This is a genomic window from Streptomyces sp. NBC_01237, assembly GCF_035917275.1.
Classification (GTDB): Bacteria; Actinomycetota; Actinomycetes; order Streptomycetales; family Streptomycetaceae; genus Streptomyces.
In genome coordinates this window covers 815,040-837,697 of the sequence record NZ_CP108509.1, presented here as the reverse complement: position 1 = coordinate 837,697, position 22,658 = coordinate 815,040, and the positions used below count along the sequence as shown (strand labels likewise).

Here is a 22,658-nt window from a genome sequence, read left to right as displayed (position 1 = left end):
GTGACCTTGCTTCCGCGGGAACCGTCCTATCGTGTGCGGCCGACGACCGTCGATGCCTCGCAGGCGCAGGAGGATCCGTGTTCCCGTTGTCTTTCGCGCAGCAACGCCTGTGGTTTCTCAACCGCCTCGACACCGGAGCCTGGACCTACAACCTGCCGCTCGCGCTCCGGCTGGAGGGCCCGCTCGACACCGCGGCCCTGCGCTCCGCCCTGGGCGACCTGGTGGCCCGGCACGAGAGCCTGCGCACCGTCTTTCCCGAGATCGACGGGGAGCCGCGGCAGCGGGTCCGCGACACCGTGGACGTCGCCGAGTTCGTCACCGGCCTGGACGTCACGGCGGCCGAACTGCCCACGACCCTGGACCGGCTGGCCCGGCACGCGTTCGACCTGACAAAGGACCTGCCGCTGCGGGTATGGCTGCTGCGCACCGGTGCGCGGAGCCACACGCTGTACATGGTGCTCCACCACATCGTCGGCGACGGCTGGTCGATGGCGGTGCTCGGCCGCGACCTCGGCGCCGCCTACCGGGCCCGCCGGGCCGGTGCCGCACCCGACTGGGAGCCGCTGCCCGTCCAGTACGCCGACTACGCGCTGTGGCAGCGGGAACTCCTCGACGGCCAGGACGGTGCGGAACTCCTCGACCACTGGACCGGGCGGCTGGCCGGCCTGCCCGACGAGCTGCCGCTGCCACTGGACCGGCCACGGCCGGACATCTCCGGAGACGACGGCGGTGAGGTACGGCTGGAAGTGCCGGCGGCCCTGCACGCGCGGCTGCTGCGGCTCGCGCGCGATGCCGACGCGTCGCTGTTCATGGTCGTGCACGCGGCCTTCGCGGCCCTGCTGACCCGGCTGGGAGCCGGTAGCGACATTCCGCTCGGCACGATGGACGCGGGCCGCGCCGACGAGGACCTGGAGGACCTGATCGGGTTCTTCGTGAACACGTTGGTGCTGCGTCTGGACACGGGCGGGGATCCGACGTTCCGGCAGCTGCTCGCGCGGGCCCGGGAGGCGGACATCGCCGCCCTCGCACACCCCGAGCTGCCGTTCGACCGGCTCGTCGAGGCGCTCAACCCGAGCCGGGCGCTCAACCGGCACCCGCTCTTCCAGGTCGCGCTGGTGATGCAGAACAACGCCGCCGCGCAGTACACGCTGGACGGCCTGACCGTGACGGAACTGCGCAACCGGACCATCGCGGCCCACTTCGACCTGTCGGTCGGCTTCACCGACCGGTACGCCGCCGACGGCACGCCGCTCGAACTGTCCGCGCAACTCGTCTACCGCACCGAACTCTTCGACCGGGCCACGGTCACGGCGCTCGCCCACCGCCTGGTGCGGCTGCTCGAAGCGGTGGTGGACGACCCGGACCGGGCCCTGGGCGACATCGACCTGCTGGACCCCCGCGAACGCGACACCGTGCTGTACGGGTGGAACGGCACGACCAGGACCGCACCGTCGACCGGACTCGCCCCGGCATTCGCCCAGCAGGCCGTCCGGACCCCCACCGCGCCCGCCGTCTCCGATACGGACGGCTCGCTGAGCTACGCCGAACTGGACCGGCGCAGCGACCTGCTGGCCGGCCGCCTGAGCCGGCTGGGGGTGGCGGCCGAGACCCGGGTCGCGCTCCTTCAGCAGCGCTCCGCCGACCTGATCGTGTCGATGCTCGCGGTGCTCAAGGCCGGCGGCTGCTTCGTACCGCTGCCGCTGACCGCGCCGGCCGGACGGCTGCGCGACATGCTGGACCAGGTCGGCGTGGAACTGCTGCTGGTCGACGACGCGCTGCGCGACCACGACGTGGTGACCGGCGCCGAGGTGGAGACCCTGACGGTCACCGGTTTCCGGGCCACCGCGGCCGACCGCGCCGCCGTACCGGCCGGTGTCGCGCACCCCGAACAGGCCGCGTACATCATGTTCACCTCGGGCTCGACCGGTGCTCCCAAAGGAGTCGTCACCACCCAGCGCGGAGTGCTCGCGTTCGCCCGCGACCAGTGCTGGCAGGACGAACGGCCCCGCCGCGCGCTGCTGCACTCACCGCACGCCTTCGACGCGTCGACCTGTGAGATCTGGGTGCCGCTGCTGTCCGGCGGGGAGGTCGTCGTGGCACCGGTCGGTGATGTCGACGGCGCCGTCGTGCGGGCCGCCGGCCTCACCGACGTGCTGCTGGTCTCCGGCCTCTTCCAGGTCATCGCCGAGGAGGACCCGGACTGCTTCGCCGGGCTGCGCGAGGTGATGACCGGCGGCGACGTGATCAGCCCCGCCGCGGTCCGCGCGGTCCTGCGCCGCCACCCGGGCCTGCGGGTCCGCGCCACGTACGGCCCCACCGAACTGACCATGTGCTCGGTGCAGATGTCACTGCACGACCCGGACACCGTGCCGGGCAGCGTGCCGCTGGGACGGCCGATGGACGACACCGCCGTCTACCTGCTCGACGACCGGCTGCGGCCGGTACCGGTCGGGGTGGTCGGCGAGCTCTACGCGGCCGGTGCCGGTCTGGCGCGCGGATACGCCGGCCGTGCCGGACTGAGCGCCGAACGCTTCGTAGCCGACCCGTTCGGCGCACCCGGCACCCGGATGTACCGCACCGGCGACCTCGCCCGGTGGCGCGCCGACGGCACCCTGGAGTTCGCCGGCCGGGCCGACACCCAGGTGAAGATCCGCGGCTTCCGGGTCGAACCCGGCGAGGTGGAGAGCGCGCTGGTCCGCCACCCGCACGTGGCGCAGGCCCATGTGCACGCCCGCGAGGACCGGCCGGGCGACAAGCGCCTCGTCGGATACCTGGTGCCCGCCGTAGCGTTGCCTGACCTCGCCGGGATCCGTGCCGCGGCGGCCTCGGTGCTGCCGCCGTACATGGTGCCCTCCGCGCTCGTCCCGCTCGGACAGCTGCCGCTCACCCCGAACGGCAAGATCGACCGGGGGGCGCTGCCGGCCCCCGATCAGGCCGCCTCCGGAACGGACTACGTGGCCCCCCGGGACGACCGGGAACGCGCCCTGTGCGCCCTGTTCGCCGAGGTGCTGCGGGTACCGCGGGTCGGCGTGCACGACGGCTTCTTCATGCTCGGCGGCCACTCGCTGCTCGCGATCCGGCTGATCAACCGGATCCGTACCACGTTCGATGTGGACCTCGGTGTGGCGACCCTGTTCCAGGCGCCCTCCGTCGCCGAACTCGCCACCTGGCTCGTCGAACCGTCCGGCGGCCGACGCATCCCCGCCGTTTCGCGGGCGGCCGCGCTGCCACTGTCGTACCAGCAGGAAGGGCTGTGGTTCCTGCACCAGCTCGACCCCGACTCCCCGGTCTACAACGTGCCGCTCGCGCTGCGACTGCGAGGCCGCCTCGACGTGGACCGGCTCTCCCGCGTCCTGGGCCGACTGGTCGCCCGGCACGAGAGCCTGCGCACCCGGTTCGTCACGGTGGACGGCGCCGCGGTCCAGGTGACCGATCCCGCCCCGCCGGCCTGGCCGCTCGCGGTGACCCCGGTCCACCCGGACGGTGTGCCGGAGGCGCTCGCCGAGGCCGCCACCCGCCCGTTCGACCTGGCCGCCGACCGACTGCTGCGCACGGAACTGCTGCGGCTCGGCCCGGTCGAGCACGTGCTGGTGCTGTGCACCCACCACATCATCGCCGACGGATGGTCGGCGGGCGTCCTGCTCGATGAACTGTCCACCCTGTACACCGATCCGGACGCCACCCTTCCGGCACTGGACATCCAGCCGGCCGACCACGCCGTGTGGCAGCGCACCTGGCTCGCCGACGACGTGCTGGACAAACAGCTCGGCTACTGGCGCGAACAACTGCACGCGCTGCCGCAGCTGGACTTCCCCACCGACCGCCCGCGCGGCACCGGCGCCGGGCACCCCGGGGCCACGGTGGAACTCCACCTGCGGGACGGCCTCGGCGCGGCGCTGCGCCGGCTGGCCGAGACCGAACGCGGATCGCTGCTGTCCGTGCTGATGGCCGGATTCCTGGTGGTGCTCTCCCGGCACACCCGGCAGGACGACATCGGCATCGGTTCGGTGTTCTACGGCCGCAACCGCCCCGAACTCGAACCCCTGGTCGGCTACTTCGCCAACACCGTCGTGCTGCGCGCCGACGTCGGCGGCAACCCGACCTTCCGGGAGCTGGTGCGCCGCTGCGAACTGGCCGTGCAGGGCGCCACCGCACATCAGGACCTCCCGTTCAGCACCTTGGTCGAACAGCTGCGGCCGGTCCGCGAACCGGGCCGCAACCCGCTCTTCCAGATCAGCCTCACCCTGCACGCAGACGAGGTCCCGGCAGCCGCTCCGGCGTTCGGAACGGTCAGCGCCGAACCACTGCCCGTGGCCGGTTCGGTCGCCCGCTTCGACCTGGCCGCGCACGCCACCGTCACCGCCGACGGCGGACTGCGGTTGCAGGCCGAGTACGCCACCGACCTGTTCGACAACGACCGGATCACCCGGCTCCTGGAACACCTGGGCCGTGCCCTGACCCGTGCGGTGAGCGTCCCGGACGCCACGGTGGGCGACTTCGCCCTGCCCGGTCCGGACGAGGCCGCGCTGCTGCACCGGTGGAGCGCCGCGCGGAGCGAGGTGCCGGCCGACGCCTCGCTGTGGGACCTGTTCGCCGAACAGGTCCGGCTGCGCCCCGACGCGGTGGCGGTGGTCGCCGGTGAGGAGCGGACGACCTATCGGCAACTGGCCCGGCGCGCCGAACGGCTGGCCGCCCGGCTGGCCGCCCGAGGGGTCGCCCGGGGCAGCCTGGTCGGCCTGTGCACACGCCGGGACACGGACCTTGTCGTCGGGATCCTGGGCATCCTGCGCGCCGGAGCCGCGTACGTGCCGCTGGACCCCGACTACCCGGCGCAGCGGCTGTCCTACATGGCCGCCGACGCGGGCCTGTCGGTGGTCGTCACCCAGCGAGGGACCGAGGTGCCGGTGTCCGCGCTCCTGCTGGACGCCGACACCGACGGGGACCTCCCGGTGCCGGACGTGACCGTGACCGGTGCCGACCTGGCCTACCTGATCTACACGTCCGGCTCGACCGGGGAACCCAAGGCGGTCACCGTTCCGCACGGCCAGGTCGTCCGGCTGATGCGGGCCACCCAGGACCGGTACCGGTTCGACGAGCGGGACGTGTGGACGCTGTTCCACTCGTTCGCCTTCGACTTCTCCGTCTGGGAACTGTGGGGCGCCCTCGTCCACGGCGGCCGGCTGGTCGTGGTGCCGCTCTGGCAGACCCGCTCGCCCGAGGACTTCCAGCGGTTGCTGGCCCGGGAGAAGGTGACGGTGCTCAACCAGACCCCGGCCGCGTTCCGGCAGCTGGCCGCGGTCGACGAGGAACGCCCGGAACCGCTGTCCCTGCGATACGTGATCTTCGGTGGTGACGCGCTGGACACCGACTCGGTACGGCGCTGGTTCGACCGGCACGGCGAGGACCGCCCCCGGCTGGTCAACATGTACGGCATCACCGAGACCACGGTCCATGTCACGTACTGCCCGCTCACCCGGAAACTCCTGGACGAGAACGCCGGCCCCATCGGCGAGCCGATCCCCGACCTGTCACTGTGGGTCGTCGACCGGGCGGGGCAGCCCGCACCCATCGGCGTACCGGGCGAACTCCTCGTCGGCGGCGCCGGTCTGTCCTGGGGCTACCTGAACCGGCCCGGTCTGAGCGCACAGCGATTCGTCGCCGACCGGTTCGGCGGGACGCCCGGCGCCCGGCTCTACCGCTCCGGCGACCTGGCCCGGCGCCGCGCCGACGGTGGCCTGGAGTACCTGGGCCGCATCGACCAGCAGGTCAAGGTCCGCGGGTTCCGGATCGAACTCGGCGAGGTCGAAGCCGTCCTTGCCGCACACCCGCGCGTCGCCAGCGCGTGCGTGACCATGCGTGACAACCGTCTCGTCGGTTACGTGGTGGCCAAGGCGGCCGCCGGTCCCGGCGACCTCGCCGAGATCCGCGCGCACCTGGCGGCACGCCTGCCCGACTACATGGTGCCCTCCGCACTGGTACCCGTGGACCACATCGCGTTGACCGGCAACGGCAAGGTGGACCGGGGCGCGCTGCCCGCACCGGAGCCGAGCCGCGCCGGTGAGTTCGTCGCGCCGCGCAATGCCACCGAGGACGAGGTCGCCCGGATCTGGTCCGGCCTGCTGGGCACCGACCGGATCGGCGCACACGACAACTTCTTCGACCTGGGCGGCACCTCACTCGACCTGACCCGGCTGCGTGCCGAGATCCGCCGGGAGTTCGGCGTCGAACTGGGCGTGCGCGACCTGTACTCGGCTCCGACCGTGGAGATGACCGCCATGCTGCTCGAACCGTCCCGCCGGCAGCGGACCCAGCCGTCGCCGCTGGTGCCGATCAAACCCACCGGCAGCCGGCCGCCGCTCTTCCTGGTCCACGCCGTCGGCGGATCCGTGGTGCCGTATCTGCCGCTGGCCCGCCTGTTCGACCCCGAGCAGCCGCTCTACGGCCTGGAGGATCCGGGGCTCGAAGGCGGTCCGCTCACCACGACACTGACCGGCCTGGCCGCGCGGTACGTCGAGGCGATCCGGGCCGTCCAGCCGCACGGCCCCTACCATCTCGGCGGCTGGTCCCTGGGCGGTGTGGTGGCAGCGGAGATGGCCGGTCAGCTGACCGCCGCGGGCGAACCGGTCGCGCTGGTCGTCATGCTGGACAGCGGAATGCCGCCGTACCTGGGCGAGGAGCTGCCGGACCGCGCGGTGCTCCTCGGCGGGTTCGTCCATGATCTGGCCGGTCTGGCAGGGGTGCCGGCACCCCGGTACGACGAGGCCGCACTGCGGGGTCTGTCGCCGGACCGTCAGGAGGGGCTGCTGCTGGACCTCCTGGAGCGCGCGGCTCTCGTCCCGGAAGGCATCCGGGACGATATGCGGGACCGGATACGGGTCTTCGAGGCCAACACCCGCGCACTGCTGGGCCACCGCCCTGGTCCGGTCGACGGCCGCCTGGTGCTGCTGTCGGCGCGGCAGCGACCGCGCAGGCCCAAGACCCGCTCGTGGCGTGTCCTCGCCCGTGGCGGCTTCGAACTCCACACGGTCCCGGGTGACCACCACACCATGATGCAGCAGCCCCACCTGACCGCACTGGCGGAGAGTCTGCGCAGCATTCTGGACCGGCTGGGCCGGTCGTGAGAAGCCACCCCGGCCCACCGGAGTCCGTGCCCGCGGGCTTGCCGGGAGGCGTGTGAACGCGAGGCCGGGCGAGCGTACGTACAGGATGGTGGGAGCGTACGTACAGGACGGTGGGAGCGCACGTACAGGACGGCGGGAGCGAGGAATCCGCTCCCGCCGTCCTGCGGACCGGGTTGTCAGGCCCTGTCCGGGGACCGTTCCCCGGACCGGGCGAGCTGGCCGGCGAAGTCCGCCAGCACGGGGTGTTCGAGCAGGACCCGGACCCGGACCGTGATGCCGAGGCGCCTGCGCACCGCGGCCACCACCTCCATGGCGGCCAGTGACTGACCGCCCAGGGCGAAGAAGTCGTCGTCGTCCCCGACCGGGACGCCCAGAACCTCCTGCCAGATCTCGGAGATTTCGGTGGTACCCATCGTCCATCAGCTCCTTGGCGGGCTCACGCCGGGCTCAGTCGCACCGGCAGGCTGGTCAGTCCATGGATGAAGTTGCCGGTGCTCCACACCGGCCTGCCGGCCGGGGCTATCGTGCGCACTCGGCGGATCAGCGCGGTCAGCAGGGCGGTCAGCTCCAGCCTGGCGACCCGGGACCCGACGCAGACGTGGGGGCCCCAGCCGAACGCGACATGCCGGTTGGGGGTGCGGTCGGGCCGGAAGGTGTCCGGGTCGGGGAAGACCGCCGGGTCGCGGTTGGCCGAGCAGAGCCAGGCGGTCACCCGCTCGCCGGGGAGCAGATCGCTGCCGGAGACCGTCACCGGGCGGGTCACCGTACGCAGCCCGTGCAGGCCCGGGCTGGTCCAGCGCAGGACCTCCTCGACGGTGGTGGGCAGCAACTCCGGTGACGCGCGCAGCGCCGCCCACAGATCGGGCCGGTCGCCGAAGACCAGCAGCGCTCCGGCCGCCGCGTACCGGACGGTCTCGCTGGCACCGGTCAGCACTCCGCTGCAGTTGATCAGCAGCTCCTCGTCGGTCAGGTCGCCGCCGGCCGCGAGCAGTGCGCTGATGAGGTCGTCGCCGGGGCGGGCGCGCCGCCGGTCGATCAGGTCGGCGAAGTAGCCGAAGATCTCGGCGTTGGCGTCCAGCCGGTCGATGGGGTCGGGGGAGTCCAGACCGTCGGTGGTGAGTCTGCCGATCAACGGCCAGTCCGCCCGGGGCAGGTTCATCATGGCGCAGATGACCTGGTTGGGCAGGCGCTGGGTCAGGTCACCGACGGCGTCCCGGACCAGCGGCCCGGCCGCCTTGTCCGGCCGATCCCCCAGGGGTCCGGCGACATCCGTCCCGACCACCTCGTCCACCAGGTCGGTGACGCCCGCGACGATCCGGTCGTGCCAGCGAAGCAGCGCCGCCGGGGTGAACGGCGCGCCCACCACGCGGCGGATACGGCCGTGCCGCGGCGGGTCGCTGACCACCATCATCCGGTCGGCGACCAGGCGGGCCGCCTCGTCCGATCCGCCGAGCCTGATGCCGGCGCGGGAACTGAACGTGGCCGGATCGCCCAGCACCGTCTGGACGTCGTCGTACCGGGCGGCCACCCAGAACCCGGGACCGTCCGGCTCCGGGTGCCAGGTCAGGCCCGGACGGGCGCGTACAGCCGCGAGCTGGTCCAGATGCCGTTGTCCGGCGAAGACATCCGGCGTGAGCAGGTCGATGTCCATCGTCGGTCAGCGCGCCTCGATCGCGGAGAACGGCGACCCCGGGATCGCCGAGACGTGGTTCATCCGGTAGCCGGCGGCCTCCAGGAGCCGGGTGAACCCGGCCAGGCCGCGTTCCCGGCCGCCGGTGAGGACCATCATGCCGAGGTCGCTCCAGCGGCTGATGTGCTGGGCGCCGTCCTCCGGTACCAGCATCTCGATCACCACCAGCCGGCCGCCGGCCGCCAGCGCGCGACGGCTCGACCGCAGGATGTCCACCGCCTGGTCGTCGGTCCAGTCGTGCAGGACGCTGCACAGAAGGTGGGTGTCCGCGCCGGTGGGCACCGCGGCGAAGAAGTCACCCGGCACGGCGCGGCAACCGGGCACACCGCCGCGGAGGTTCACCTCGTCGATCACCGTGGGGCGGTCGAACAGAATGCCGCTCGCGTGCGGGGCCACCGAGAGGATCTCTCCCAGGAGGAAGCCGTCGGCACCGCCGATGTCCAGGATGACCTCCGACCGCGACCAGTCGACGGCCTCGGCCGCCTGCCGGTACAGACGACCGGTACGTTCCCGCATCCGGCGCAGGAACGCGACGTTCGCGCCACGGCGGGTGTTCTTGACACCGAAGAAGTCGCCCCCGCCGTCGCCGTCGAAGGACGCCGCACCGGTACGGAAGGTGTCCGTGGCTCGCAGCCAGGCCAACTGGCTCTCGGCATTGACCAGTGACGCGGAGAGGCTGCGCGGGTGGTCCCGTCGCAGCCTCGCGCCGAGCGCGGTCAGCCGGAAGCCGGTGGCGGAGTCGCCGGCGAAGAATCCGGCCGCGGCCAGTGCGGACAGCAGCCGGCCCAGGGCGTCCGGGGCGGCGTCGATCAGGCTCGCCGTGGCCGCTACGGGCTGTGTGGCCGAGGAGTCCATCACATCGGCGACGCCGAGTTCGACGGCGATGCGCAAGGCGTGCGGCAGCACCGCGACCATGCTGTCGTCGACGAGGGTGAGGTAGTCCTCCACGATCTTGTCGGTGGTCTCGGTGTACGTGGTCATCGTCAGCCCCTTTCCTGGGGACGGGACGCGAGCAGCAGCTCGGTCAAGGCTCGGTGATCGACCTTGCCGTTGGCGTTGTGGGGGAGGTCGTGGAGGCGGCGCACCAGATCGGGCACCAGATGGCCGGGGAGCCGGTCGCGCAGCTGCGCGCGCACCCGGTCGGGGTCCGCCTCGCCGGTGAAGGCCAGCGCCAGACGTTCGTACGCGCCGCTCCGGCCGGACAGCGCCACCGCCACACAGTCGCGCACACCGGCGCGGCCCGCGGCGTGGCTCTCCACCTCGCCCAGCTCCACCCGGTATCCGCGGATCTTCACCTGCCGGTCGGCACGGCCCAGGAAGTGCAGCACTCCCTCGGCGTCGCGTACCGCGCGGTCACCGGTGCGGTAGACCCTTGTCGGCACACCACGGACATCGACGGTGACGAACCGCTCGGCGGTGCGCTCCGGGTCGCGCAGGTATCCCTGGGCCAGCCCCGAGCCCGCGACGCAGAGCTCGCCGTCGATCAGGTGGATCTCCGTGCCGGGCACCGGCCGCCCGATGGGCACGCCCTGCGCCCGGTCGCAGTCCTCGGGCCGGATGTGATGCATGGTGGCGAAGGCGAAACTCTCCACCGGGCCGTAACAGTTGTGGACGGTCGTGTCCGGATGGCACAGCAGCAGTGCGCGCACGGGCTCGGGTGCCAGACGTTCGCCACCGATGAACATCAGATCGATCCCCCGGAAGCAGTCGGGATCCAGCCGTACCAGCAGGTTCACCACGGAGGCGACCAGGACGAGGGTGTTCACGCCGTGTCGTGCGATCAGGTCGCGCAGGGCGTCCGGCAGCAGATGGTCCTCGTCCGGCAGCACCACGGTGCCGCCCCGGCACAGCATGCCCCACAGCTCCAGTCCGCAGGCGTCCCAGCCGACCGGGGCGAGTTGCGGCAGCACCCGCCCGGGGCCGAAGGCCGCCAGGGGGCCGCTGTCGAAGAGCCGCAGCACGGCCCGGTGCGGAGTCACCACGCCCTTGGGGGCGCCGGTGCTGCCGGAGGTGAAGAAGACACAGGCCGGGTCGTCCGGCCCGATGTCCGCCCGGACCGTCCGGGACCCGGGTGCGGGTGCGGACGGTGGGATCCAGCACGGTGCGCCGGCGAGCGGTGTGTCCGTGACGAAGAGTGGTGCCCGCAGCAGGCGCAGCAGTTCCCGTACGCGCTCGTCCGGCCACTTCACATCGATGGGGCAGTACGCCGCACCCGTCTTCAGCACGGCCAGCAGCAACGTCACCATACGGGCCGATCGGGCGATGCGAACCGGCACCAGGCAGCCCGGTCCCACCCCTGCCTCGACCAGTGAGGCCGCATACGAATCTGCCGCCGAAACAAGCTGGGAATAAGTGACCGGGCCATTGTCGCCCATCAGTGCAATATGGCCGCCGTATTCTGCCGCGCGCTCGTCGAGTGCCTGATGAATCAGCACGTACCGCTCCTTGTCCGCAGCTTCGATCGCACGCATATTCACCCGCCGCGGTGGCGCGCGCAACCCCTACGAACCCCATAGCGGATACCCCGGTACCCAGGTGCGGGAAGGGGTGTTCCGCACTGTTGGGCGGCTCCCAGCAGGGTGCATTGACATTCTTCCGTGCCCGTCCGTAGCGTTTTTTCGTCGCGGTACCGGGATCTGGAAATTCTTGTTCCCGCCGTTGAAACCGATTATCGATCCTTGGGGGAATTCGTGTCGTCCGCACCCCAGACCAGAAATCAGCACGCCGTCGACGCCGGCATCGACCACATCACACTCTCCGTCGGTGACGCCCGCGCCCGTGCGGCCGAGTTCGTCGACCGCTACGGCTTCGAGGTGATCGCCGCCGGGGACACCCCGGAGTTCACCGCCGTGGCGGTGCGGCAGCGGGACGTCGTCCTGGTGCTGCTGGAGGGCCGCACCGACGACCATCCCGCCACCCTGTTCACCACCCGGCACGGCGACGGCGTGAGTGACATCGCCCTGCTGGTGGACGAGCCGGACCCCACGGTGCTCGAAGCCTTCGGCGACGTGACGCACACCTTTGTGAGCCGGCCCGCCGGTGGACCCTGGTCGCTGCCCGGTATCGCACCGGTGCGCACCGAGGAGACCACGGGGCCCACGGCGCCGGCCGAGCGGCACCTGCTGTGCGTCGACCACATCGCGGTCTGCGTGGAGAACGGTGAACTGGAGCGAACCGTCGAGTCCTACCGGCGGCTGTTGGGCTGGCAGGTGGTGTTCGAGGAGGACATCCACGTCGGCGCGCAGGCCATGCAGTCCAAGGTGGTGCAGAGCCCGTGCGGGCGGGTGACGCTGACGCTGCTCCAGCCCATGAGCGGTGCCGCCCCTGGCCAGATCGACGACTTCCTGAAGAAGCACGGCGGCAGCGGTGTGCAGCACCTGGCCTTCGCGGTGCCGGACATCGTGGACGCGGTGGCCGATCTCGGCACCGCCGGCGTGCGGTTCCTGTCCACGCCCGACACCTACTACGAGAACCTCGAACAGCGGCACGGGTCCTCCGGCCATCCGGTGTCGGAGCTGCGCGAGCACAGCGTGCTCGTCGACCGGGATCACGACGGTGAGCTGTTCCAGATCTTCACCCGGTCCGAGCACCCGCGCCGCACCCTCTTCATGGAGATCATCGAACGCCGCGGCGCGACCACGTTCGGCAGCAACAACATCCGCAAGCTGTACGAGGCGGTCGAGCGACAGGACCGGGCGTGACCGGCGGACAGGCCGTCCTGGCGGCGGATCCGCTCACCCTCTCCGACATCGAGGACCGGGCCCGCGCCGTGCTGCCGCCCGAGGTGTACGACTTCGTGGCCGGCGGAAGCGGCCGCGAGTCGACGCTGGACGCCAACCGGGCCGCGTTCGACCGGTGTCACCTGGTCCCTCGCGTCCTGTCCGGGGTGGACACCGCCGACACCACGACCACCCTGCTGGGGGCGCCCACGTCGATGCCCGTCGCGGTGGCGCCGATGGCGTTCCACTCGGTGGTGCACCCGGACGGCGAACCCGCGGTGTCCCGTGCGGCGGCGGCGGCCGGCATCCCCTTCACGGCGGCGACCCTGGCCGGCTGCCCGCTGGACGAACTGTCCGGCTCCGGCGGTGACCTGTTCTTCCAGCTCTACTGGCTGCGCGACCGGGCCCGCACCGAGTGGCTGATCGGGGAGGCCGAACGGCTGGGCGCCCGCGCCCTGATCCTCACCGTGGACGTTCCGTTCATGGGCCGACGGCTGCGCGATCTGCGCAACGGGTTCGCCGTGCCCGCGCACGCCGCACCGGTGAACCTGGCCGACACCCAACGCGGCGCCGGGCAGAGCGTCGGCGGGCACGCGGCCGCGGTGATCGACCCCACACTGTCCTGGTCCGACCTGGAATGGGTCCGGCGACGGACGCGATTACCGCTGGTGCTCAAGGGAGTTCTCGACCCGGCGGACGCGCGGCGCGCGGTGGACCTCGGCGCGGACGGCCTGGTGGTGTCCAATCACGGCGGCCGGCAACTGGACGGCGCCGTACCCAGCCTCCTGGCCCTGCCGGCGATCCGGGAAGAGGTCGGCGACGCGTGCGAGGTGCTGCTGGACAGCGGTGTGCGCAGCGGCACCGACGTGCTGCGCGCGCTGGCCCTCGGTGCTTCCGGCGTGCTGCTCGGCCGGCCGGTCCTGTGGGGACTGGCCTCCGGCGGCGAGCAGGGCGTGAGGGGGGCGCTGGAACTGCTGCGCACCGAACTGGAGGTGTCGATGGCCCTCGCCGGCGCGCCGCACGTGGACGCGGCCGGGCGGCTGGGCGTGCGGTGGGCGCCCGGAACGAACGAACGGGAGGCGCGATGACCGAGTCGTCCGCTGCCCGGACGGCACGCCCCGGGGCGGTGATGGACCTGGCCGACCTGCACGGGTCGCTGTCCGATCCGGCGCTGCTGTCGATGAACCTGCTGAACGAGGTGTCCGACCGGTACCCGGACGCGGTCTCCTTCGCGGCCGGACGGCCGGACCCGGGCGCCTTCTCGGTGGAGGACGTCCACCGCTTTCTGCGTACCTGGACCGCGTACGTCACCGACGGCACGCCCCACGGCGCGGAGGTGGCCCGCAACCGGCTCTACCAGTACGGCGCGACGAAAGGGGTGATCCAGGACCTGGTGGCGCGCAACCTGGTGACCGACGAGAACATCCACGTCGACCCGGAGTCGATCCTGGTGACCGTCGGCTGTCAGGAGGCCATGGTCCTGGTGCTGCGCGCGCTGCGCGCCGGTGACCGCGATGTGCTCCTGGCGACCTCGCCGGCCTATGTGGGCATCACCGGCGCGGCCCGTCTGGTCGATATGCCCCTCGTGCCGGTCGACAGCGGCTCCGGCGGCATCGACCTGGACGACCTGGCGGCCAAGGTGCGCGGCGCACGCGAGGCCGGACTGCGGCCCCGGGCCTGCTATCTGGTGCCCGACTTCGCCAATCCGACCGGACTGAGTCTCGACGTACCGACCCGGCACCGGTTGCTGGAACTGGCCGCGGAGCTGGACATCCTGCTCATCGAGGACAACCCGTACGGCTTCTTCGGTGACGGCGCGCCCCCGAAGCCGACGCTCAAGTCGCTGGACACGGGCCATCGGGTCGTCTATCTCGGCTCGTACGCCAAGACCGCCCTGCCCGGTGCCCGGATCGGGTTCGTGGTGGCGGAGCAGCCGGTCGTGCGGGACGGAGAGCTCGTCGGCACCCTCGCCGACGAGCTCTCGAAGATCAAGAGCATGATCACGGTCAATACCCCGCCGATCGCGCAGGCGGTCATCGGGGGCAGGCTGCTGGAGAGCGACTTCGCTCTGCGCGAGGCGAACCGGGACGCCACCGCGCGGTACGGACAGCGGCTGCGGCATCTGCTCGACGGGCTGGCCGCGCGGTTCCCGACAACGTCGCCGGTCACCTGGAACCGACCGGACGGCGGATTCTTCCTGGTCGTCACGGTGCCGTTCGTCGCCGACGACGACCTGCTCGCCTACTCGGCCAAGCGGCACAAGGTCATCTGGACGCCGATGCACCACTTCTACGCGGCAGGGGGCGGTCTGCGGCAGCTGCGACTGTCCTGCAGCTCGCTCACGCCGGAGAAGATCGACCTCGGTCTGGACCGGTTCGCTTCGCTGGTGACCGATCTTCTGGAGAGGACCTGAGAACCATGAGAGCGCTGACGGTAAATGACCGGATCATTTCGGACGGGACCGACGCCTATGTGATCGCCGAGATCGGCCACAACCACGAGGGCGATCTCGGCAAGGCGGAGGAGTTGGTACGTCAGGCAGCCGCGGCCGGGGCCAGTGCGGTCAAGCTGCAGAAGCGGAACAACCGCTCGCTCTACACCAGGGCGATGTTCGACTCCCCCTACACCGGACGCAACAGCTTCGGCCCGACGTACGGGGCCCATCGCGAGTTCCTCGAGTTCGGCACCCACGAGTACACGTACCTCCAGCAGCTGTCGGCCGAACTGCGCGTGGACTTCATCGCGACCGCCTTCGACTTCGCCAGCGTGGACTTCCTGGCCGAACTGGGTGTGCCGGCGATCAAGATCGCGTCCGGGGACATCAGGAACACACCACTGCTCGCCTACGCGGCGAAGGTGGGCAAGCCGCTGATCGTGAGTACCGGTGGCGCCGACATGGAGGCCGTACGGCGCGCCTGCGGCACCGTTCTGCCGATCAACCCGGACCTCGCGCTGCTGCAGTGCACGGCGATGTACCCGGCCGAACCCGAGGAGTTGAACCTGGCGGTGCTGAGCACCTACCGGGCAGAGTTCCCGGAGACGGTGGTCGGTTTCTCCGGGCACGACCTCGGCCCGTGGGCCGCCTGGACCGCGTACGCGCTCGGCGCCCGGGTGGTGGAGAAGCACGTCACTCTCGACCGCACCCGGCCCGGCAGCGACCACAAGTTCTCGCTGGAGCAGGCGGACATGGCCGAAATGGTCGACGGGCTGCGCCGGGTGCGGCGCTCGCTGGGCGGCCGGGACAAGCAGGTCATGCCGGGCGAGCGGCCCGCGGTCAACAAGATGGGCAAGAAGCTGGTCGCCCAACGGGACCTGCCGGCAGGCCATCGCCTCACCCTGGAGGACGTGGCGATCAAGTCGCCGGGCGACGGGCTGACTCCCGACCGGCTCGCCGACGTGGTGGGCCGCCACCTCGGCGGACCGCTGACGGCCGACGCCGACATCACCCTGGACGGTCTGGTGGACGGCGATGCCGACCGCGATTGACCTGACCGGATCGGTCGCCGTCGTGACCGGGGTGTCCGGACGGCTCGGCGCCGTATGGGTGGACGCCCTGCTGGGTGCCGGTGCCGATGTGCTGGGCCTGGACGTGCGGGACACCCGCGGGCCGGAGCTGCGGGCGGTGCTGGACCGCCACGACCCGAAGCGGTTCGCGACGGTGGTCGCGGACATCACCGACACCGGCAGCCTGCGCCGCGCGCTCGACGACTGCCTCGAACTGGCCGGCGAGCCGACCATTCTGATCAACAACGCCGGTGTCGACAGTCCACCGTCGGCCCAGGGCGCCAGCTGGCGCTTCGAGGACATCCCGGACGAGGTGTCCGGCGGCATACTCGCGGTCAACGCCCAGGGGACGCTGCGGATGTGCCAGGTGTTCGGGTCGTGGATGGCCCGGCACGACGGCGGATCCATCATCAACATCGGATCGATGTACGGCGGCCTGGCGCCCGACCCCCGGATGTACGAGCACCTGCCGGTGGATCCGCCGTTCCTGAAACCGCCCGCGTACGGCATGTCCAAGGCGGGCGTCGCCTCGCTCACCCGGTACCTCGCGGCGCTGTGGGGGCCGGCCGGGGTGCGGGTCAACACCCTGTCGCCGGGCGGTGTACTGGGCGCGCAGGACCCCGCGTTCCGGGAGAAGTTCCACGCCCGCGTGCCGCTGCGGCGCATGGCCCGAGCCGAGGATCTCACCGGACCGCTGCTGTTCCTCGCGTCCGACCTGAGCCGCTACGTCACCGGTACCGAACTCGCCGTGGACGGCGGGTTCGGCTGTTGGTGACACCGACCCATCCACGAGGAGAAGCCATGGACAGCTCCTTGGCCTGGATACCGCGCACCGAGTTCGAGCGCGTCCTGGGCCATGTCGACGATCCGTACGACAGGGCCCTCGCCTTCGCGGCGATGTCCCGGATCAACACCCTCTACATGATCGCCCGTGCCGGGTCGGGCCACATCGGTTCCAGCTTCAGCGCCGCCGACGTGGTCAGCTGGCTGCTGCTGGAGGAGCTCGACCAGCCGTTCGAGGCCGACGGCGATGTGTACTTCTCGTCCAAGGGGCACGACGCGCCCGGACTGTACGCCGCGATGATCGCGCTCGGAGCGCTGGACGAGGACCTCCTGCACCGGCTGCGGCGGATCGACGGGCTGCCCGGTCACCCCGACGTCGGCACCCCGCACATGCCCTTCAACACCGGTTCCCTGGGCATGGGCATCTCCAAGGCGAAGGGCCTGATCCTCGCCCATCGCCTGGCCGGGCGGGTCTCCCGGGTGGTGGTGATGACCGGGGACGGCGAACTGCAGGAGGGCCAGAACTGGGAGGCGCTGCCCAGCGCCGCGCGGTACGGGATGGGCGAGCTGACCGTGGTGGTCGACCACAACCGCCTGCAGTCCGACACGTTCGTCACCGATGTCAGCGACCTCGGCGATCTGCCGGGCAAGTTCACCGCCGCGGGCTGGGGCGTGCTGCACTGCGACGGGCACGATCCCCGGCAGCTGGAGAAGGCATTCGCCCGCCGCGCCGAGGACTACCCGGAGCAGCCCGTGGTGATCATCGCGGCAACGGTGAAGGGCGGCGGATGCCCCACGTTCGCCGCGACCTCGATGGCACCCGGCGAATGGCGCTACCGCCACCACAGCGGTGCGCCGAGCCCGCAGGACTACCGCTCCGCGCACCAGGAGCTGACCGACACCGCCGACGGGATACTCCGCAGCCACGGTCTGTCACCCCTCCGGCCGGTCGAACGAACGCTGGACCTGCCGGTGAAACCGGCCGGAGTGCGGCTGCCCGAGCTGTACGGCCGGCTACTCACCGAGGCGGCACACGAGGATCCGCGGATCGTCGCGCTCGACGGCGACCTGGTGCTCGACACCGGCCTGATCCCGTTCCGCGAGGCCCACCCGGACCGTTTCGTCGAATGCGGCATCGCCGAGCAGGACATGGTCTCGATGGCGGGCGGACTGGCGGCCGGGGGTCTGCGGCCGTTCGTGCACTCCTTCTCCTGCTTCCTGCACGCGCGCCCCAACGAGCACATCTACAACAACGCCACCGAGCGGCGGCCGGCGGTGTACGTCGGATCGCTCGCGGGGCTGCTGCCCGCCGGGCCCGGACATTCGCACCAGGCGGTCCGCGACGTGTCGGCGCTGTGCGCCGTCCCCGGTCTGACCATCCTGGAACCGTCCCACCCGGCCCAGCTGGCCGCCGCCCTGCGCTACTGCCGCTCCACCCCGGACAGCGTCTACCTGCGGCTGTCCAGCCAGCCGGTCCCCGCCGAACTGGCGGATCTGCCGCCCGCGCCCCTGGTGGTCGGACAGGGCCGGGTACTGCGTACCGGCGGCCGGGCGGTCGTCCTCGGCGCCGGTCCGGTGGTCCTCGCGCAGCTGCTGGGCGCCGCCGACCTGCTCGCCGCACAGGGCCTCGCGCTGACCGTGGTGGACCTGCCCTGGCACAACCGGGTCGACCCGGTGTGGCTGGGCGAGGTGCTGACCGGCACTTCGCACGTGTTCGTGGTCGAGCACCAGTACAGCGGCGGCGGCCAGGCCGACCTGATCGCCCGTCAGCTGATGGAGACGGGCGCCGCGGACGGAACCGCCTTCCGCGGCGTCGGCCTCACGGACGTACCGCGCTGCGGCACCGACGCGGAAGTACTCGCCGCACACGGCATGGACGCGGCGCACCTGGCACATCTGATCGGCGCGGACGTCCTGGACCGCACCCGTACCACCCAACCGACGGGAGACACACCGTGGAAACTGTCCGCAACGAGCTGAACCGCCCACCCGAGGAGATCGTCGAGGCCTTCCGGGCGGTGCTCGCCGAGTACAGCCCGAGCTGCCTGGTCACCGATGCCCGGCGGAGGGTCGGCGCGATCGGCGGGCTGCTGCCGGTGAAGCACCATCACAAGATCGCCGGACCGGCGCTCACCGTCAATCTCTCCATCGACGACCTGGTCGACTGCATGCCGGTGCTGACCCGGGCGCAGCCGGGCGACGTGATCGTGGTGGCCTGCCACGGCACCACCCGCACCGCGATGTGGGGCGGCCTGATGTCCACCCTGTCGCGGCAGATCGGTCTGGCCGCCGGCATCGTCGACGGCGCCATCCGCGATGTCGACGAGATCCGCGACCTGGACTTCCCGGTCTGGTACCGCAGCACCGTCCCGAGGCCCTCCCCGACCGCCGTGCACGACCGTACCGAGCCGGTCCAGGTGAACGTGCCGGTGGTGATCGACGGTCAGGTGATCAACCCGGGGGACATCCTGGTCGCCGACGAGAACGGCATCGCGGTCGTACCGCAGGACGAGGCCGAGACCGTGCTCGCCCGCACGAGGATGAACATCGACAGGGAGCGGGTGATCCGCGAGAAGATCGGCTCCGGCCTGTCGGTCGCCGAACTGATCGCCGAGTTCGGACACCTGTGATGCGCGTCTACCTCACCGGCGCGGACGGGATGCTGGGCACCGCCCTGCGGCAGGAGCTCGCGACGCGGCCGGAAACCGCCCACTGGCCGGTCCTCGGGGTGTCCCTCTGCGACTTCGACATCGGCGACGAGACCGCCGTCCGGGACTCGATCGCCGATTTCAGGCCCGACGTGGTGGTGCACACCGCCGCGAACGCGGTGGTGGACTCCTGCGAACGGGACCCGGCGACGGCCCTGCGCGTCAACGTGGGCGGCACCCATCACGTCGCGGAGGCCTGCCGGCGGAACGGCAGCCGGCTGATCTACATCTCCAGCGACTACGTGTTCGACGGCCGGGCGCCCGGTCCGGCCGGGTACAACGAGGAAGACATACCCGCCCCGGTCAGCGTGTACGGCCTGAGCAAACTGGCCGGCGAGCGGATCGTCGAGGTCGTGCCCGACCACCTGGTGGTGCGCACGTCCTGGCTGTACGGCGGCAGCGACCCACGCCTGGACCAGGTGCTCACCGCCGCCCGGGAGTTCCTCGACGGCGGCCGGCCGCGACTGATCGACGACCAGTTCAGCAGCCCGACCTACGTGCCCGACCTGGCGTCCGCGCTCGTACGGCTGCTGCCCGGCGCACTGGCCGTCCGCGGCCTGCTGCACATCGCCAACCGGGGCCGGGCGAGCTGGTACCAGGTGGGTCTGGCACTCGCCGAACGCCTCGGCACCGCCCACCCGGTGCCGATGTCCATGGCCGACGCCGGTTTCTTCGGCGGCCGGCCGCGCGACTCACGCCTGGACAGCACCCGCGCGGCGGCCTTCGTGCACGCGATGCCGCACTGGACCGACGCCCTCTCCCGGTACTGCGCCCGGCTCACCGCTGCCGACCGTGGGCCGGTGAACCACTGATGCCCACGCCGTTCCTGCTGCTGGACTTCGACGGTGTGGTGTGCGACACCGAACGGGCCGCGCTGCTGGCCTGGCAGGACCTCTACGACCGGCTCGGGGTTCCGCTGAGCGGCGAGGTACGGGCCAGGATGCTCGGCAACTCGGCCGGAGCCCGGATCGCGCTGGCCGACCTGGCCGCCCGGCTGGGCCGGCCGGTCGGGGACGACGAGTGGGCCTGGCAGCGGCAGCGGCGCAGCGCCCGGTGCGCCGCCGCGCCGGCCCGGCCCGGCGTGGACCGGCTGCTGTCCACGGCCGAGGGTGCCGCGATCGTGTCCAGCAGCCCGAGCGCCTGGGTGGAGGAACACCTGCGGCGGCTCGGGCTGCGGCACCGCTTCGGCTTCCTCGTGACCGGCGACGACACCGACCGGCACAAGCCCGAACCGGACCTGTACCTGCTCGCGCTGGAACGTGCCGGGGTGGCTGCCGACGACGCGTTGGCCGTCGAGGACTCCCCGCTGGGGGTCCGCGCCGCCCGGGCGGCCGGTCTGCGCTGCGTGGCGGTGCCCTGGGAGCCGGCCGGGGCAGCCGGACTGGCCGGTGCCGACGCGGTGCTGCCCAGCCTGAACGAGCTGGATCTGCGGCGCTACCAGCGTAACGAGGTGTGACATGGAGATCACGGCGGACAACGCCCTGGACGAACTGTCCCGGCATGTCCTGATGGACGGCCTGGACCTCGTACTGGACCTGGAACGCAGCCGCGGCAGCACGCTGGTCGACGCGCGCGGCGGCGAGGAGTACCTGGACCTGCTCACGTTCTACGGCTCGTTGCCCCTGGGCATGAACCACCCCGGCATGACCGGCGACCGGGCGTTCCTGGCCGAACTCACCAGGGCCGCGCTGCACAAGGTGACCAACTCCGACATCTACACCGCGCAGTACGCGCGGTTCACGGCGACGTTCAGCCGGGTGCTGGGCGACACGAGACTGCCGCACCTGTTCTTCATCGACGGCGGCGCCCTGGCCGTGGAGAACGCGCTGAAGGTGGCTTTCGACTGGCGAGCACAGCGACCGCGACTCGACCCGGCGGCGCCCCTGGAAGTCCTGCACATGGAGAGCGCCTTCCACGGGCGCAGCGGCTACACGCTGAGTCTGACGAACACCTCGCCGACGGTGACCGCGCGGTTCCCGGTGTGGACGTGGCCGCGCGTACCGGTGCCCGGGCCCGGCGGCGAACGAGCGGCGGTCGAGGTCGCGCGACGGCATCTGGCCGAGCGCGGCGACCGGATCGCCTGCTTCATCGCCGAGCCGATCCAGGGAGCGGGCGGAGACCGGCATCTCAGCAGGGAATTCCTGCTGCGCATGCAGGACCTGTGCCATGAGTACGACGTGCTGTTCGTGCTCGACGAGGTGCAGACCGGTTGCGGCATGTCCGGCGCGCCGTGGACCTACCAGCGGCTCGGGCTCGCACCGGACGTGGTGGCCTTCGGCAAGAAGACCCAGGTGTGCGGCCTGATGGCGGGCGGCCGGGTGGACCAGGTGCCCGAGGGCGCGCTGGCCGTGCCGGACCGGCTCGGCTCCACCTGGGGCGGCAACACGGTGGACATGGTGCGGGCCACCCGGATCCTGGAGATCATCGAACGGGACGGCCTGGTCGAAGCGGCCGAGACCAAGGGCGGACACCTGGGCCGGCTGCTCGCCGACCTGGCCGCGGCCCACCCGGCGCTCGTGCGCAACGTGCGTGGCCTGGGCCTGATGTGGGCGTTCGACCTGCCGGATCCGGTACTGCGCAATGAGGTCCTGGACCGCCTGCGCCGCTTCCACCGGGTGCTGCTGCTGCCCGGTGGGGGGAGTGCCGTACGGTTCCGCCCGGCACTCACCATCGGGCTCGACGACCTGGACAAGGGGGTTGCCGCGGTGGACGCGGTTCTCACCTCGATCAGTGCGTGATGAACTCCGGGATCCGGCATCGCGTACGGGGGCGTAGGGGTTGTCAGAAGGATGTGGCGCGGCGAAAATACGGGCAGCTTTGTATTTCGGCGGAAACAAGGAGTGCGGTGGCTCATGAGTAATCCGTTCGAGGATGAGAATGCCTCATACTGCGTTCTGGTCAATGCGGAGGAGCAGTATTCTTTGTGGCCGGATTTCGCAGAGGTCCCGGCCGGCTGGACCGTCGTCCTGCCGAGCACGACCCGGCAGACGTGCCTGGACTACGTGAACGAACACTGGGTCGACATGCGTCCCAAGAGCCTCGTCGAAGCGATGGACCAGGCCGGCTGACGCGCCCTCCCCAGGACTGCCAGGGATCACGCCGCAAGGCGGCGTGATCCCTGGCTGCGTGTTCC

General features: G+C 71.5%; 16 protein-coding genes. 12 read left to right on the top strand and 4 right to left on the bottom strand.

Going from position 1 to position 22,658, the window contains the following annotated elements; genetic code table 11:
* Positions 1–77 precede the first annotated feature (77 nt).
* Positions 78–7,121, top strand: coding sequence for a non-ribosomal peptide synthetase (locus tag OG251_RS40150; protein WP_326682199.1), 7,044 nt, complete (start codon positions 78–80; stop codon positions 7,119–7,121).
* A 176-nt stretch (positions 7,122–7,297) separates the two neighbouring features.
* Here OG251_RS40150 and OG251_RS40145 read toward each other — a convergent pair whose 3' ends face one another.
* From OG251_RS40145 to OG251_RS40130, 4 genes are read right to left on the bottom strand one after another with little or no spacing between them, the layout of a single operon-like run.
* Positions 7,298–7,534, bottom strand: coding sequence for a phosphopantetheine-binding protein (locus OG251_RS40145; protein WP_326682198.1), 237 nt, complete (start codon positions 7,532–7,534; stop codon positions 7,298–7,300).
* A 23-nt stretch (positions 7,535–7,557) separates the two neighbouring features.
* A complete protein-coding gene (locus OG251_RS40140; RefSeq protein ID WP_326682197.1) occupies positions 7,558–8,772 on the bottom strand; it encodes a cytochrome P450 in 1,215 nt (404 codons plus the stop codon).
* Between the two features lie 6 nt (positions 8,773–8,778).
* Positions 8,779–9,792, bottom strand: a complete 1,014-nt coding sequence (locus OG251_RS40135; protein WP_326682196.1) for a methyltransferase — start codon at positions 9,790–9,792, stop codon at positions 8,779–8,781.
* Between the two features lie 2 nt (positions 9,793–9,794).
* Positions 9,795–11,246 (bottom strand): AMP-binding protein, encoded by a 1,452-nt coding sequence (locus OG251_RS40130; RefSeq protein ID WP_326682195.1) that lies wholly within the window; start codon positions 11,244–11,246, stop codon positions 9,795–9,797.
* A 243-nt stretch (positions 11,247–11,489) separates the two neighbouring features.
* On the opposite strand from OG251_RS40130, the gene OG251_RS40125 reads away from it, so the two are divergent.
* The 11 genes from OG251_RS40125 (at position 11,490) to OG251_RS40075 (ending at position 22,593) form a co-directional block, all read left to right on the top strand.
* Positions 11,490–12,512: a VOC family protein gene (locus OG251_RS40125; protein WP_326682194.1), complete on the top strand. Its 1,023-nt coding sequence runs from the start codon at positions 11,490–11,492 to the stop codon at positions 12,510–12,512.
* Entirely contained in the window at positions 12,509–13,618 is a 1,110-nt protein-coding gene (locus tag OG251_RS40120; RefSeq protein ID WP_326682193.1) for an alpha-hydroxy acid oxidase, read from the top strand. The genes OG251_RS40125 and OG251_RS40120 overlap by 4 nt, the downstream gene beginning before the upstream one ends.
* Positions 13,615–14,943 (top strand): aminotransferase-like domain-containing protein, encoded by a 1,329-nt coding sequence (locus OG251_RS40115; RefSeq protein WP_326682192.1) that lies wholly within the window; start codon positions 13,615–13,617, stop codon positions 14,941–14,943. The genes OG251_RS40120 and OG251_RS40115 overlap by 4 nt, the downstream gene beginning before the upstream one ends.
* Before the next feature lie 5 nt (positions 14,944–14,948).
* Positions 14,949–16,016, top strand: a complete 1,068-nt coding sequence (locus OG251_RS40110) for an N-acetylneuraminate synthase family protein (protein ID WP_326682191.1) — start codon at positions 14,949–14,951, stop codon at positions 16,014–16,016.
* The gene (locus tag OG251_RS40105) at positions 16,000–16,809 is read left to right on the top strand and encodes an SDR family oxidoreductase (protein WP_326682190.1); all 810 of its coding nucleotides are present in this window, start codon (positions 16,000–16,002) and stop codon (positions 16,807–16,809) included. The genes OG251_RS40110 and OG251_RS40105 overlap by 17 nt, the downstream gene beginning before the upstream one ends.
* A gap of 26 nt (positions 16,810–16,835) precedes the next feature.
* On the top strand, positions 16,836–18,797 hold the full coding sequence (locus tag OG251_RS40100) for a transketolase C-terminal domain-containing protein (protein WP_326682189.1): 1,962 nt from the start codon (positions 16,836–16,838) through the stop codon (positions 18,795–18,797).
* Positions 18,773–19,447, top strand: a complete 675-nt coding sequence (locus OG251_RS40095; protein WP_326682188.1) for an RraA family protein — start codon at positions 18,773–18,775, stop codon at positions 19,445–19,447. Before OG251_RS40100 ends, OG251_RS40095 begins: the two co-directional genes overlap by 25 nt.
* On the top strand, positions 19,447–20,337 hold the full coding sequence (gene rfbD, locus OG251_RS40090) for a dTDP-4-dehydrorhamnose reductase (protein ID WP_326682187.1): 891 nt from the start codon (positions 19,447–19,449) through the stop codon (positions 20,335–20,337). The genes OG251_RS40095 and rfbD overlap by 1 nt, the downstream gene beginning before the upstream one ends.
* Positions 20,337–20,981, top strand: coding sequence for an HAD family hydrolase (locus tag OG251_RS40085; RefSeq protein ID WP_326682186.1), 645 nt, complete (start codon positions 20,337–20,339; stop codon positions 20,979–20,981). Before rfbD ends, OG251_RS40085 begins: the two co-directional genes overlap by 1 nt.
* A gap of 1 nt (position 20,982) precedes the next feature.
* A complete protein-coding gene (gene lat, locus OG251_RS40080) occupies positions 20,983–22,263 on the top strand; it encodes an L-lysine 6-transaminase (protein WP_326682185.1) in 1,281 nt (426 codons plus the stop codon).
* Between the two features lie 114 nt (positions 22,264–22,377).
* Positions 22,378–22,593, top strand: a complete 216-nt coding sequence (locus OG251_RS40075) for an MbtH family protein (protein ID WP_073721538.1) — start codon at positions 22,378–22,380, stop codon at positions 22,591–22,593.
* Positions 22,594–22,658: the final 65 nt, after the last annotated feature.

Excerpts from the sequence above, each read along its gene's own strand:
- OG251_RS40145 (WP_326682198.1), bottom strand. The coding sequence starts at position 7,534 with ATGGGTACCACCGAAATCTCCGAGATCTGGCAGGAGGTTCTGGGCGTC.
- OG251_RS40140 (WP_326682197.1), bottom strand. The coding sequence starts at position 8,772 with ATGGACATCGACCTGCTCACGCCGGATGTCTTCGCCGGACAACGGCAT.
- OG251_RS40135 (WP_326682196.1), bottom strand. The coding sequence starts at position 9,792 with ATGACCACGTACACCGAGACCACCGACAAGATCGTGGAGGACTACCTC.
- OG251_RS40115 (WP_326682192.1), top strand. The coding sequence starts at position 13,615 with ATGACCGAGTCGTCCGCTGCCCGGACGGCACGCCCCGGGGCGGTGATG.
- OG251_RS40110 (WP_326682191.1), top strand. The coding sequence starts at position 14,949 with ATGAGAGCGCTGACGGTAAATGACCGGATCATTTCGGACGGGACCGAC.
- OG251_RS40105 (WP_326682190.1), top strand. The coding sequence starts at position 16,000 with ATGCCGACCGCGATTGACCTGACCGGATCGGTCGCCGTCGTGACCGGG.
- OG251_RS40100 (WP_326682189.1), top strand. The coding sequence starts at position 16,836 with ATGGACAGCTCCTTGGCCTGGATACCGCGCACCGAGTTCGAGCGCGTC.
- rfbD (WP_326682187.1), top strand. The coding sequence starts at position 19,447 with ATGCGCGTCTACCTCACCGGCGCGGACGGGATGCTGGGCACCGCCCTG.
- OG251_RS40085 (WP_326682186.1), top strand. The coding sequence starts at position 20,337 with ATGCCCACGCCGTTCCTGCTGCTGGACTTCGACGGTGTGGTGTGCGAC.
- lat (WP_326682185.1), top strand. The coding sequence starts at position 20,983 with ATGGAGATCACGGCGGACAACGCCCTGGACGAACTGTCCCGGCATGTC.
- OG251_RS40075 (WP_073721538.1), top strand. The coding sequence starts at position 22,378 with ATGAGTAATCCGTTCGAGGATGAGAATGCCTCATACTGCGTTCTGGTC.